Source organism: Pigmentiphaga humi (assembly GCF_900606115.1).
GTDB lineage: Bacteria > Pseudomonadota > Gammaproteobacteria > Burkholderiales > Burkholderiaceae_B > Pigmentiphaga > Pigmentiphaga humi.
Genome location: NZ_UWPJ01000029.1, coordinates 1 through 12,238, shown reverse-complemented (window position 1 = coordinate 12,238; position 12,238 = coordinate 1). Strand labels below are relative to the sequence as shown.

Genomic DNA, 12,238 nt, shown 5'->3' with positions numbered 1-12,238 from the left:
GGAGCATCCATGACACGTCGCGTCAGCATCTATCTTCCTGACTCCAGACACAGGAATCCGATTCCCAATGCCTGCATCGTGAACGGCTTGTTGATGTCGGGGGTGATTCTTGGGACCGACCCGCAGACAGGCGAAATGCCCGCCACGATCGAGGCGCAATGCGCAAACATGTTCGCCCATGTGCGCGCGCTGGTCGAGACGGCGGGAGGCACGCCCGACGACATCGTCAAGATGACGGTCTGGCTGCGTGATCCGGGTCAGCGCAAACCGGTCAACGACGAGTGGACCAGGCTGTTTCCCCATCACGACGATCGTCCCGCCCGCCACGCGCTGCCGCTCCTGGCAGAAGGGCCGTCGCTCGTTCAGTGCGACGTCACCGCCGTGCTGCCCTGCTGATGCGCATCGGATTTTCAGGATTCCCATTCATGCCCGACTACTTTTCGTTCGACCCCCATCCCCGCGCGCCCTCGCGCAAACTCCCGCCGCACGCCTGCGACAGCCAGTTCCACGTATTCGGTCCCGCCGACCGTTATCCGGTTGCGCCAGGCTCGGCCTATCAGATGCCCACGGCCACCGCCGGCCGAGCGCTGCACATGCATGCAACGCTCGGCTTCGAGCGCGGCGTCATCGTCCAATCGACTACCTACGGCGCCAACTGCCAGAACATCCTGGACGGACTGGCGGCGGCCGGACCCGGCTATCGAGGCTGCGCCCATGCCGCCGTGCTGAAAGAGCAGACCGACAGCTATCTTTCAACGCTGCACGACGCGGGCGTGCGCGGCGCACGGTTCACGCGCGCAGGCCTGGGCTCATCGCTCGAAGCGAAAGACATCGAGCGCGCTCTTGCCCGCGCGCAAGAACTCGGCTGGTACGTCAAACTCCAGCCGGAAATGAACGGCCTGGCGGAAACCATCTCGCCGTTTCGCCACCTGGACGTCCCGTTGATCATCGACCACATGGGACGTCCCGACCCTGAAGCCGGCGACGCGGATCCATCGCTGCGATGCGTACTGGACATGCTTGCGGAAGGCAATACCTGGGTGATGCTGTCGCTACCCGAGAAGATTTCCAGAACAGGTCCTCCCTGGGACGATGCTTCCAAGATAGCCAGGCGTCTCGTGGAAACAGCGCCGAACCGCTGCATTTGGGGCAGCGATTGGCCTCACCCGGTCTCCGTCAAACAGCCGCCGAACGAAGCGGACCTGGTGGAGTTTCTGTATCGATGCGTGCCCGACGACTCGGCACTGACCCGGATTCTGGTCGACAACCCTGCGCACTTGTTCCAGTTTTGATTGAACGGAAGAAAACCGCATGATCATCGATTGCCACGGCCATTTCACGACCGTCCCCCAATCCATCCGGGACTGGCGCGCCAGGCAGATAGCCTCTGCGCACGATCCGGCCATCGCGCCGCGGCGCGATGGCGCCCGGATATCCGACGACGCCATCCTCGAAGCCGTCGGCAACGGGCAATTGAAGCTGCAGCGGGAACGCGGCTGCGATCTGACCCTGTTCTCGCCCATTGCAGGCCTCATGAGCCACCACCTCGGCAATGAACGCACCAGCCTCGAATGGGCGGAGATCTCGAACGATCTCGTGCGCCGCGTCTGCGATCTCTATCCCCATCACTTCGCGCCGGTGTGCCAGTTGCCCCAATCGCGGCATGCTCCGCCGAAGCACTCGATTCCCGAGCTGCGCCGTTGCGTCGAGCAGATGGGGTTTGTCGGCTGCAATCTGAACCCGGACCCCAGCGGAGGCTATTGGACGGGCAAGCCCATGACGGACCGCGACTGGTATCCGCTCTACGAAGCGCTGTGCGAACTCGACGTGCCGGCGATGATTCATGTCGCCGCGTCATGCAATCCCTGCTTCCATGGAACCGGTGCGCATTATCTGAATGCGGACACCTCCGTCTTCATGCAGTTGGTACAGGGCGATCTCTTCAAGGATTTTCCCACGCTGCGCTTCGTCATCCCCCATGGCGGCGGAGCCGTGCCCTATCACTGGGGCCGCTACCGGGGCATGTCGCTGGAGGCGGCCAACCGGCCTCTCGAAGGCCTCCTAGAAAACGTCTATTTCGACTCCTGCGTATACCACCAGCCTGGAGTCGAATTGCTGACCAAGGTCATCCCTTCGAGCAACGTGCTGTTCGGCTCTGAAATGATCGGCGCAGTACGCGGCAGGGACCCGTCGACCGGCGAGTATTTCGACGATACGAAGCGCTACATCGACGCCTGCGCCGCGCTGAGCGATGAAGACCGCCGCAACATCTTCGAAGGCAACGTACGCCGTGTCTACCCTCGTCTCGATGCCTATTTGAAAACACAAGGCCGATGAACCTGCAGCCACGCATCGAGCATGGCTGCCATGCCCTGGACGAATTCCAGGATTTCATCCACATACAAAAACTCTCTTGGAGACCAAGATGAACTTTCTACACAAGCTCCTCTGCTCTGCGGCCTTGGGTGCCGCATTCGCAACACCGGCGGCCGGCCTGGCGCAGAGCTACCCGACCAGGCCGATCAAGCTGGTCGTTCCCTGGCCAGCAGGCGGTCCGTCGGATTTCGTGGCACGAGCGGTGGCCGAAGGCATGCGCGAAGACCTCGGCCAGACCATCGTCGTCGAAAACAAACCCGGCGCCACGGGCCGCATCGGCACCGAAGCCGTGCGCCTGGCTCCTCCCGACGGATACACGCTCGTGCTGGCAATCTCCAATACACACGGCGTCGCGCCGGCGCTCTACCCCAAACTGCCCTACGATCCCGTCCGCGATTTCACCGCCGTCGGCGTAGCGGCGATCGGTCCGCTCGCCCTGGCTGTCCGCTCCACCTTGCCGATCAAGACGATGGCCGAACTCATCGACTATGCCAAGCGCAACCCAGGCAAGCTCAACTTCGCAAGCGCCGGGCCGGGAAGCGGATCGCATCTGATGGGCGAGATGCTCAAGGCCATGGCCGGCATCGATATCGTCCACGTGCCTTTCAAGGGCACTGCGCCGGCGGTGAATGACCTGGTTGCCGGGCACGTGGACCTCATCTTCGAAGGTCTGGCCATCAAACCTTACGTCACGGAAGGAAAGCTGAGCGTTCTCGCCACGACCGGCAGCGCGAGATGGTTTGCCTATCCCGATGCGCCGACGACCACGGAAGCAGGCTTCCCCAAGCTCCAGAGCGCGTCCTGGTTCGGCCTCATGGGACCTCGCGACATGCCGCCGGCCATCGTCGCCCGCCTGAATCGCAGTCTGCTCGTCGCGCTGAAGAGCCCGGCGGTCCAAGCTGCCTTCAAGAGTCAAGGGATGGATGCCGCGAAAGCCACTTCGCCTTCAGAGATGGACGCCTTCATCGCCGATGAGATCGCGCGCTGGAAGGAAAATTTGGCCCTGATCAATTACACGCAAACCGAGTAATCCGAGAACAGCGCGGGCCTGGATGATCGAAGACGATTGACGCGAATGCCGGTCCCAAAACGAAAAAAAGGCACTTCCGTAGAAGTGCCTTTTTTCGAATATTCTGGTGGGCGGTACAAGTTTCGAACTTGTGACCCCTGCCGTGTGAAGGCAGTGCTCTACCACTGAGCTAACCGCCCGAAGTTTGTGCCTCGGTCTGTGCAGCATTCGCTGCGACAGCCCATGACTATAACACAATTATTCCGCTGCGGTAGGAAGCGGCTCCCATTTGCGCCACAGCGTCTGGCCTTTGGATTCTTTGTCCAGCCCGGCCAGGTAGGCGGCATGCGCAGCGCGGTCGGCCTCGTCCAGGGCGGCCAGCGCCAGGACCGAGGGATCGAAGGCGCCGAAGCTGGCCGTGGCCATTCCGCTCGTTTCATCCAGGTCCATCATCAGGCTGTCCTGGCCGCGGGTCATGGCCAGCCAGACTTCCGCCAGCAGTTCCGAATCGAGCAAGGCGCCGTGCAGCACCCGGTGGGCATTGGAGATGCCGTAGCGGTCGCACAGCGAATCGAGCGAATTGCGCTTGCCCGGGTGCAGTTCGCGGGCATGCAGCAGCGAATCGACCACGCCCAGGCATCTGCTGCGGAAGTTGCCGCGCTGCAGGCGGGCCAGTTCGGCGTTCAGGAAACGGATGTCGAACTCGGCATTGTGGATGATGACGTGGCCGTCCTGGATGAAATCCAGGAATTCGTCGACCTTGTCTTCGAAACGCGGCTTGTCGGACAGGAACTCGGTGGTCAGGCCGTGTACTTCCAGCGCGCCGGGATCGCTGTCGCGGTCCGGGTTCAGGTAGGTATGGAAGTGGCGCTGCGTGACCCGGCGGTTGGCGATCTCCACGCAGCCGATTTCGATGACGCGATGCCCTTGCTGAGGATCGAGGCCGGTGGTTTCAGTATCCAGGACGACATAGCGCATGAGGTGGCACCACAGTAAAGATTGCGACGGCCCTCAAGTTTAGGGTATTTGGGAAGGCGCCGTCGGAATCGGCCGGCCGATTCCGACGTTGGGTGCGCGCTACCCCACCGTCTCGGGCGTCGGCGCCGGCGGCGCGCCGTGCGGACCGGGTTCGAGCGCGTGCTCGCCGACCGGCAGCGGACGTTTGCGCTTGCCCGCGACGAGGGCGTAGACGCACGGAACGACGAACAGGGTCAGGAAGGTGCCCAGGCTCATGCCGCCGACGATGACCCAGCCTATCTGGGTGCGCGATTCGGCGCCCGCGCCGACTGCCGTGGCCAGCGGAACGGCGCCCAGCACCATGGCGCCGGTGGTCATCAGGATGGGACGCAGGCGCAGGACGCTGGCCTCGGAGACGGCCTCGAGCAGCTCCTTGCCTTCGTCGCGCAGCTGGTTGGCGAACTCGACGATCAGGATGCCGTGTTTGGTGATCAGGCCCACCAGCGTGATCAGGCCGATCTGGCTGTAGATCGACAGCGTGCCGCCCGAGAACCATAGCGCCAGCAGCGCGCCGGTCATGGACAGGGGCACCGACAGCATGATGATGAAAGGATTGCGCCAGCTTTCGAATTGCGCGGCCAGCACCAGGTAGATGAAGGCCACGGCCATCGCGAACACCAGATAGATGCTGCCCGCGGAATCGCGGAATTCGCGCGACTGGCCGTTCAGGTCGGTCTGGGCCGAAGCCGGCAGGACCCGGTCGGCGATGCCGTACATCGCGTCCAGGGCCTCGCCCAGTGCATAGCCGGGCGCGACGGCGGCCGTGACCGTGACTGAGCGCATCCGGTTGAAGTGGTTCAGCGTCTGCGGCGACACGCCCTCTTTCACCGACAGCAGGTTGGCCAGCTGCACCATCTCGTTGCCGCGCACGCGCACGTAGATGTCGGAGATGTCGTTGGGATTGGAGCGGTCGCGCGGCACCACCTGCACGAGCACGTCGTATTGCTCGCCGCTGTCCTTGAAGCGCGTGACCTGGCGGCCGCCGAGCATGGATTCGAGCGTGCGGCCCACGCGGTCGACGTCCACGCCGACGTCGGCCAGCTTGTCGCGGTTGACCTGGACGCGCAATTCGGGCGTGTTCAGGCGCAGGTCGGTCTGCACGTTCTGCACGCCGGGGTACTTGGCCAGCTCGGCCAGGAAGGTGTCCGTCATGGCGGACAGTTCCTGGTAGGACACCTGGCTCATGATGACGAACTCGATGGGCCAGGAACGCGGCGACTGGCCCAGCGACGGCGGATTGGTGGCGAAGGCCTGCACCCCGGGGAGCGTGGCGAAGCGCGGCTGCAGCGAGCGGGCGATCTCCTGCTGCGAACGGGTGCGCTCTTCCCAGGGCTTGAGCCGCAGCACGGCGTTGCCCTCGGTCACGATGGGGAAACCGGCGACGGCCTGGTAGGCGGCCATCTCGGGAATGTCTTTGTAGATTTCTTCCATCCGCTCCAGGTAGCTGGTGGTGTAGCCGACCGTGGCGCCCTGCGGCGAGACCACGCGGCCGTAGATGACCCCGCGGTCTTCCACCGGCGACAGCTCGCTCTTGATGTTCTGGAACAGCGGGACGCTGCAGGCGCCGACGAGCACGCCCAGCGCCACCACCCAGCCGCGGTACGCCAGCGCCGCGCCGAGCGCGCGCCGATAGCCGTTGGTCAGGGCCATGAGCGCGCGCTCGATGGCGTTGTAGAGGCGGCCGTGCGAAGTCTGGTGGCGCAGCATCAGCGAGCACATCATGGGCGTCAGCGTCAGCGCGACGAAGCCGGACACCAGCACCGCGCCGGCCAGCGCCAGCGCGAACTCGATGAACAGGCGCCCGGTGCGGCCGGTGGCGAAGGCCAGCGGCGCATAGACGGTGACCAGCGTCAGCGTCATCGCCACCACCGCGAAGCCGATCTCGCGCGAGCCGATCAGCGCCGCCTGCATGCGCGACTTGCCTTCCTCGATATGGCGGTAGATGTTCTCCAGCACCACGATGGCGTCGTCCACCACCAGGCCGATGGCCAGCACCATGGCCAGCAGCGTCAGCGTGTTGATCGAGAAGCCGAAGGCGTACATCAGCGTGCAGGCGCCGATCAGCGACACCGGGATGGTGACGATGGGGATCAGGCTGGCGCGCAGGTTGCGCAGGAACAGGAAGATCACCAGCACCACCAGCAGGATGGCCTCGCCTATGGTGTGGAACACCGAGTCGATCGACTTCTCGATGAACACCGAGGTGTCGTAGGCCATGTTGAGCTTCATGCCGCTGGGCAGCGTGGCGTTGAGCTCTTCCATCTCGGTCCGCACCGCCCTGGAGAGGTCCAGGGGATTGGCGGTGGACTGCTTGATCACGCCGATGTTGAGCGCGGGCCTGCCGTTGAAGCGCGAGGTGACGCGCTCGTCCACCGGTCCCAGGCCGACGGTGGCGACGTCGCCGATGCGCACGCTGTAGCCGCCGACGTTGGCGATGATGACGCTTTCGAACTGTTCCTTGGTGCGCAAGTCGGTGGCGGCCACGACCGAGAACTCGCGCGCGCGCGACTCGATCCGCCCCGAGGGAATCTCGACGTTCTGCTTGCGCAGCGCGTCTTCCACGTCCTGCACCGTCAGGCGGTAGGCGGCCAGTTTGCCGCGGTCCACGTTGATGCGCATGGCGGGCAGGCGCTCGCCGAACACCCGGACCTCGGCCGCGCCCGGCAGCACCGACAGGCGCGGCTTGATGAAGCGGTTGATGTAGTCCGAGGTCTCCATCGGCGACAGCGAGCCGGACTCGACCGCCAGGTACAGCACCGGCTGGGAATCGGCCTCGACCTTGGCGATGATGGGCTCGTCGATTTCGTCGGGCAGGCGGCCGCGCACCCGCGCCACCTTGTCGCGCACGTCGGCGGCGGCGGAGTCGGGCGAGACCGACAGGCGGAAGCGCACGTTGATGTTGCTGCGCTCGGAACGGCTGGTGGAGGTCATGACCTCCACGCCCTCGATCCCGGAGAGGGAATCCTCGAGCACCTTGGTGATCTGCGATTCGATGACCTCGGCCGACGCCCCCTTGTAGACCGTGCCGACCGAAACGACCGGTTCGTCGATCTGGGGATACTCGCGTACGCTCAGGCGCGAATACGAGATCAGCCCGACCAGCACGAGCAGCAGCGACAGCACCGTCGCGAAGACCGGGCGCTTGATACAGACTTCGGACAAGACCATGGCGCGGCCCTCAGAGCGTCGAACCGGCAGCGCCGGCGAATTTCACCGGCACGCCGTCGCGCAGCTTGTGCATCCCGGCCACGACCACCAGGTCGCCCTCGGCCAGGCCGGAGACGATCTCGACCATGCCTTCCTGGCGCTGGCCGACCGTGACCTGCACGCGCTCGGCCTTGCCGTTGTTCACGCGGAACACGAACTGGTCGTCGCCCACCGGCGCCAGCGCGGCCTCGGGCACCGCGAGCGCCTGGGCCGGCGTGTCCAGGATCAGCCTCACCCGCGCGAACATGCCGGGACGCAGCTGGCCGCTGGGATTCTTGACCTGGGCGCGCATGACGATGGCGCGCCCCGCGGCGTCGATCAGCGGACTGATGGCGTACACCGCGCCGCCGAAGCTGCGGTCGGGCATCGCATCCAGCGATACCTGCAGCGTCTGGCCGGTGCGGATCTGCGACAGGTAGATCTCGGGGATGCGGAAATCGACCTTCAGCGGATCGATGGCCTCGAGCGCCACGAGGTCCGCCCCGACGCCGACGTAGTCGCCCACCGATACGTTGCGCAGGCCGATGACGCCGCCGAAGGGGGCGCGGATCTCGTTCTTGTCCAGGCGGACCTGCGCCAGCACCATGGCGGCCTGCTGGACTTTCATGGCGTTGTCGGCCTCGTCCTTGGCCTGCTTGCTGATGAAGCCTTTCTGCTGCAGTTCGATGGAGCGGTCGTAATTGCTCTTGGCCAGCGAGAAATTGGCCTTGGCCTGCTCGAACTCCGCGCGCGGCACGGAGTCGTCGAGCCGGATCAGCACCTGCCCTTTCTGCACGCGCTGGCCTTCGGTGAAGCGGATCTCGCTGATGCGCCCGGCCACTTCGGGCCGCAGCGTGACGGACTCGTCCGAGCGCAGGCTGCCGACCGCCGTGATGCCCCGTTCGAACGGCCGCTTGGCGACCTTCTGGGCCTCGACCAGGATGGCCTGGGGCGCGTTCTTCTCCCCTTCCGCGGCGCGCGAACCGCCCCCTTCGGAGGAGCCATGTCCGGCCAGGCGCGACGAGTAATAGCCGGCACCCGCTCCCACGGCGAGCGCGACGACGACAGCGAGCACTATCGAATTCTTTTGCATGTTGGGGGAAAGGGGGAAAAGGGCAACAAGGTGTATCCCGCTCACTGTAGCATCGGCATGCCGGTTTTTGAGCACGATCTGACGTTCTCGGCCGCGCGGTAACGACAAAAATTGTTTCGCGCCGACGGTGGCCGGCTCGAAGCTCGGCGCATAGGCAGCGCTCCGGACTGCCCGGTGCTCAAGCGGCGTCTCGGCCGTGATGCAAGCCTGTGCGGGGCGCCGCGACCACTGCGGCGCGCGGCGGGGCCTTGGCCTTCTTCCAGGACGGGCCGATCAGCCTCAGCGTGGCCGTGCGCTTGATGGCGGCCACGACATAGAGGCCGCCGCAAACCGGCCACCACCGCGCGCCCGCGCGCTCCATGAATGCATAGCGCCGCAGCCATTTCTCGGTGCGGCAGGCCGGCACGTAGGCGCCGAAGCGCCCCTGGTCGACCTCGAACGACAGCAGCTTGAGCCAATCCTTGAGACGGACGGGCGAAAGCGGCTGGACGCTCCCGGGCAGGAAAGGCCGGCTTTGGCCCGGCAGGCGCCCCCACAGGCTCCATGGGTTGAAGCCGGTAATCACCAGCCGTCCCTCGGGAATGAGCACCCGCTCGGCCTCGCGCAGAACGCGATGGGGATCGGCCGAATACTCCAGCGTATGGGGCAGCACCAGCAGGTCCAGGCTCTGCGTCTCGAACGGCAAGGCATCCAGTTCGGCCTGCACGAAGGCATTCCAGCGCGAGCGCAGCGGCACGGCGGGCCGGGCTGGACCCACGTAGCCCTTGAACGGCATGCGGTTGGCGCGCAGCGCGTCGAGCTGCGGCAGGCCTGCCTGCATCGCATGAAAGCCGAATACGTCCGATACGGCATCGTCCAGCCGGGCCTGCTCCCATTCCAGGGCATAGCGTCCGGGGGCCGTCTCCAGCCACTCGGCCAGTTCTACAATAGGAGCATTCTGGACGTCAGGCAGCATCGACATGAAAGACTCGGTGAAACAAAACACGCGGCGCACGCAACGCGCAGGGGATGGGCCTGCCATCACCGGCCTCCCCGCTTTCAACGACAACTACCTGTGGCTGGTGCGGCAGGGTTCGCTGGCGGCGGTGGTGGACCCGGGCGATGCCGCGCCGGTGCTGGCCGCGCTGCAGCAACAACGCTTGCAGCTCCGGGCCATTCTACTGACACATCACCACAAGGACCATGTCGGCGGTGTGCTGGAGCTGGTCGAGCGCACCGGCGCCACGGTATTCGGCCCCGCCAACGAGAAACTGCCGCATTGCGACCGGCGGCTGGGCCAGGGCGACCGCCTGACGCTGCCCGAACTCGACCTGGACCTTGAAGTGCTGGACGTGCCGGGCCACACCGCCGGACACATCGCCTACGCGGGCCGCGCCGCCGGGGTGGAGCCGCTGGTGTTCTGCGGCGACACCTTGTTCGCCGCGGGCTGTGGACGGCTGTTCGAAGGCACGCCGGCGCAAATGAAGGAATCCCTGGACAAGCTGGCCGCCCTGCCTGCCCGTACCCGGATCTACTGCGCGCACGAATACACGCTGTCCAACCTGGCCTGGGCCGCCGCCGTGGAACCCGACAATGCCGCGCTGCGCATCTGGCACCAGCAAGCTCGCCAATTGCGCGACCAGGGCGAGCCCACGGTGCCCACGACGCTGGACCTGGAGCGCCAGGTCAATCCCTTCCTGCGCACCGCCGTGCCCGAGGTGGCGGCCGCTGCGGCCGCCCATGCCGGCAAGCCGCTGGCGGACGAAACCGGGGTGTTCGCGGCACTGCGCCAGTGGAAAAACGACTTTCGCTGAACCGTAGCAACATCTTGCTTTCTTTTGCGTGCATTGGCCCGTAACAGCGTCGAATTTGTAAAAGCGGGTTGACGGCGCGGGCCGGCAATTCGTACTATGCCGCGCTAAATGCACGGTGCGCCTGCCCACTCCCGGCCATCTCTCCAGGCCGCCGGCCGCGCCCGCAATACTGAATCGAAACTGCCTGGCTGAGCCCCTTCCTTGGGAGGAGGCCCAGCCAGGCATGTGGTCAAGGACAAGACTATGCAACTACGCCTGCGCGGCGTCTGGAATGCGCGGGCGGGCGTCCGCGAGGGTCGTCCAGCCTCTCCGTTCAAATTCATGGCCGCCGCCTGCGTCATGGCACTGGCCGGATGCGCGTCGCTCGACCGCCCGGCAGACGGCTCCGACCCGGCCGCAGCCTCGCAGGCACCGGCCGTCACGGCCCAGGCACCGGCAGCGGCGCCGGTCCAGCGGCCCCAGCCCCCGGCGGGCTACCGGCTCGACGTGCCGCTGGCCGTCCAGCCTGCCGACGGCAGCCTGATTCCCGAAACCGTAGACCTGACCGTCCAGCCCGACGACGTCTGGACCCGCATCCGCCGCAGCTTCGCCGTCCCCAACATCGACACGCCGCTGGTCAAGGAATGGGAGAATTTCTATTCCGCGCGGCCCGACTACCTCCAGCGCACCGCTACCCGCGCCGGTAAATATCTCTACTACATCATCGAGGAAATCGACGAGCGCGGCATGCCCAGCGAATTGGCGCTGCTGCCCTTCGTCGAAAGCTCGTTCGACCCCTGGGCGCTGTCGCGCTCGCAGGCATCCGGGCTGTGGCAATTCATTCCCTCCACCGGACGCGGCTTCAATCTGAAGCAGGACTGGTGGCGCGACGAGCGGCGCGACCCCATCGCCTCCACCAAGGCCGCGCTGGACTACCTGCAATACCTGTTCGACTTCCAGGGCGACTGGCACCTGGCCCTGGCCTCCTACAACTGGGGCGAAGGCTCGGTCAAGCGCGCCATCGACAAGAACCTGGCGCGCAACCAGCCCACCGACTACCTGTCGCTGGACATGCCGGACGAAACGCGCAACTACATCCCCAAGCTGCAGGCGATCAAGAACATCATCGCCAACCCGGCCGCCTACAACGTCGCGCTGCCCGTCATCGACAACCAGCCCTACTTCGTCACCATCACCAAGAGCCGCAACATCGACGTCAAGCTGGCCGCCCAGCTGGCCGAAATGCCGCTGGAAGAATTCAAGGCGCTGAACCCCTCGTTCAACCGCGGCATCATCCTGGGCAGCACCGAACCCACCCTGCTGCTGCCGGCCGACCGGATCGGCATCTTCGAAGCCAATCTGCGCGCCCACAACGGCGCGCTGTCGTCCTGGCACACCCACCAGCTCGGCCGCGGCGAAACCCTGACCAGCGTGGCCAAGAAATACGGCACCACCATCGCCACCCTGCGCAGCGCCAACGGCCTGGGCCCGCGCTCGCGCATCAGCGCCGGCGACATCCTGATGGTGCCCGCCGGCGGCGCCCCCGAACCCACCCTGGTGGCCAGCGCCGGCCCCACGCCGGTACGCGCCGCCGTACCCAGCCGCGCCAAGACCGCTCCCGTGCGCACCTACAAAGTCCGCAAAGGCGACACCCTCAGCGCTATCGCGCGCCAACACAACGTCTCCATCGACCAGCTCCGCGTGCTGAACCGCCTGAAAGGCTCCTCGATCAGCATAGGCAAGACGCTGCGCGTACAATAGAAACAAGAAAAAAGACCCCCACGC

10 protein-coding genes and 1 tRNA gene are annotated in these 12,238 nt (G+C 65.5%); 6 read left to right on the top strand and 5 right to left on the bottom strand.

Annotated elements, in window-relative coordinates; translation table 11 throughout:
• Positions 1-9 precede the first annotated feature (9 nt).
• The 4 genes from PIGHUM_RS18785 (at position 10) to PIGHUM_RS18770 (ending at position 3,406) form a co-directional block, all read left to right on the top strand.
• Positions 10-396: a RidA family protein gene (locus tag PIGHUM_RS18785; protein ID WP_124081252.1), complete on the top strand. Its 387-nt coding sequence runs from the start codon at positions 10-12 to the stop codon at positions 394-396.
• 29 nt (positions 397-425) lie between these two features.
• Positions 426-1,292, top strand: coding sequence for an amidohydrolase family protein (locus PIGHUM_RS18780; protein WP_124081251.1), 867 nt, complete (start codon positions 426-428; stop codon positions 1,290-1,292).
• Between the two features lie 19 nt (positions 1,293-1,311).
• Positions 1,312-2,337: an amidohydrolase family protein gene (locus tag PIGHUM_RS18775; protein WP_124081250.1), complete on the top strand. Its 1,026-nt coding sequence runs from the start codon at positions 1,312-1,314 to the stop codon at positions 2,335-2,337.
• Positions 2,338-2,425: 88 nt separating this feature from the next.
• Entirely contained in the window at positions 2,426-3,406 is a 981-nt protein-coding gene (locus PIGHUM_RS18770; protein WP_124081249.1) for a Bug family tripartite tricarboxylate transporter substrate binding protein, read from the top strand.
• Between the two features lie 104 nt (positions 3,407-3,510).
• Here the strand turns inward: PIGHUM_RS18770 and PIGHUM_RS18765 are convergent.
• The 5 genes from PIGHUM_RS18765 to PIGHUM_RS18745 all read right to left on the bottom strand — a co-directional run bounded on the left by PIGHUM_RS18765 (position 3,511) and on the right by PIGHUM_RS18745 (position 9,642).
• A tRNA-Val gene (locus PIGHUM_RS18765) sits at positions 3,511-3,585 on the bottom strand.
• A 58-nt stretch (positions 3,586-3,643) separates the two neighbouring features.
• Positions 3,644-4,363: a DNA polymerase III subunit epsilon gene (gene dnaQ, locus PIGHUM_RS18760; RefSeq protein ID WP_124081248.1), complete on the bottom strand. Its 720-nt coding sequence runs from the start codon at positions 4,361-4,363 to the stop codon at positions 3,644-3,646.
• 99 nt (positions 4,364-4,462) lie between these two features.
• A complete protein-coding gene (locus PIGHUM_RS18755; RefSeq protein ID WP_124081247.1) occupies positions 4,463-7,570 on the bottom strand; it encodes an efflux RND transporter permease subunit in 3,108 nt (1,035 codons plus the stop codon).
• Between the two features lie 10 nt (positions 7,571-7,580).
• Entirely contained in the window at positions 7,581-8,681 is a 1,101-nt protein-coding gene (locus PIGHUM_RS18750) for an efflux RND transporter periplasmic adaptor subunit (protein ID WP_124081246.1), read from the bottom strand.
• 178 nt (positions 8,682-8,859) lie between these two features.
• On the bottom strand, positions 8,860-9,642 hold the full coding sequence (locus tag PIGHUM_RS18745; protein ID WP_246013331.1) for a class I SAM-dependent methyltransferase: 783 nt from the start codon (positions 9,640-9,642) through the stop codon (positions 8,860-8,862).
• Here PIGHUM_RS18745 and gloB point away from each other — a divergent pair.
• On the top strand, positions 9,641-10,474 hold the full coding sequence (gloB, locus tag PIGHUM_RS18740; RefSeq protein ID WP_124081245.1) for a hydroxyacylglutathione hydrolase: 834 nt from the start codon (positions 9,641-9,643) through the stop codon (positions 10,472-10,474). The genes PIGHUM_RS18745 and gloB overlap by 2 nt on opposite strands.
• Positions 10,475-10,717: 243 nt before the next feature.
• On the top strand, positions 10,718-12,214 hold the full coding sequence (locus tag PIGHUM_RS18735; protein WP_246013327.1) for a LysM peptidoglycan-binding domain-containing protein: 1,497 nt from the start codon (positions 10,718-10,720) through the stop codon (positions 12,212-12,214).
• The last annotated feature ends 24 nt before the right edge of the window (positions 12,215-12,238 follow it).

What these genes read in the sequence shown, in the direction of transcription:
- PIGHUM_RS18785 (WP_124081252.1), top strand. Translation starts at nt 10, where the DNA reads ATGACACGTCGCGTCAGCATCTATCTTCCTGACTCCAGACACAGGAAT.
- PIGHUM_RS18780 (WP_124081251.1), top strand. Translation starts at nt 426, where the DNA reads ATGCCCGACTACTTTTCGTTCGACCCCCATCCCCGCGCGCCCTCGCGC.
- PIGHUM_RS18775 (WP_124081250.1), top strand. Translation starts at nt 1,312, where the DNA reads ATGATCATCGATTGCCACGGCCATTTCACGACCGTCCCCCAATCCATC.
- PIGHUM_RS18770 (WP_124081249.1), top strand. Translation starts at nt 2,426, where the DNA reads ATGAACTTTCTACACAAGCTCCTCTGCTCTGCGGCCTTGGGTGCCGCA.
- dnaQ (WP_124081248.1), bottom strand. Translation starts at nt 4,363, where the DNA reads ATGCGCTATGTCGTCCTGGATACTGAAACCACCGGCCTCGATCCTCAG.
- PIGHUM_RS18755 (WP_124081247.1), bottom strand. Translation starts at nt 7,570, where the DNA reads ATGGTCTTGTCCGAAGTCTGTATCAAGCGCCCGGTCTTCGCGACGGTG.
- PIGHUM_RS18750 (WP_124081246.1), bottom strand. Translation starts at nt 8,681, where the DNA reads ATGCAAAAGAATTCGATAGTGCTCGCTGTCGTCGTCGCGCTCGCCGTG.
- gloB (WP_124081245.1), top strand. Translation starts at nt 9,641, where the DNA reads ATGAAAGACTCGGTGAAACAAAACACGCGGCGCACGCAACGCGCAGGG.
- PIGHUM_RS18745 (WP_246013331.1), bottom strand. Translation starts at nt 9,642, where the DNA reads ATGTCGATGCTGCCTGACGTCCAGAATGCTCCTATTGTAGAACTGGCC.
- PIGHUM_RS18735 (WP_246013327.1), top strand. Translation starts at nt 10,718, where the DNA reads ATGCAACTACGCCTGCGCGGCGTCTGGAATGCGCGGGCGGGCGTCCGC.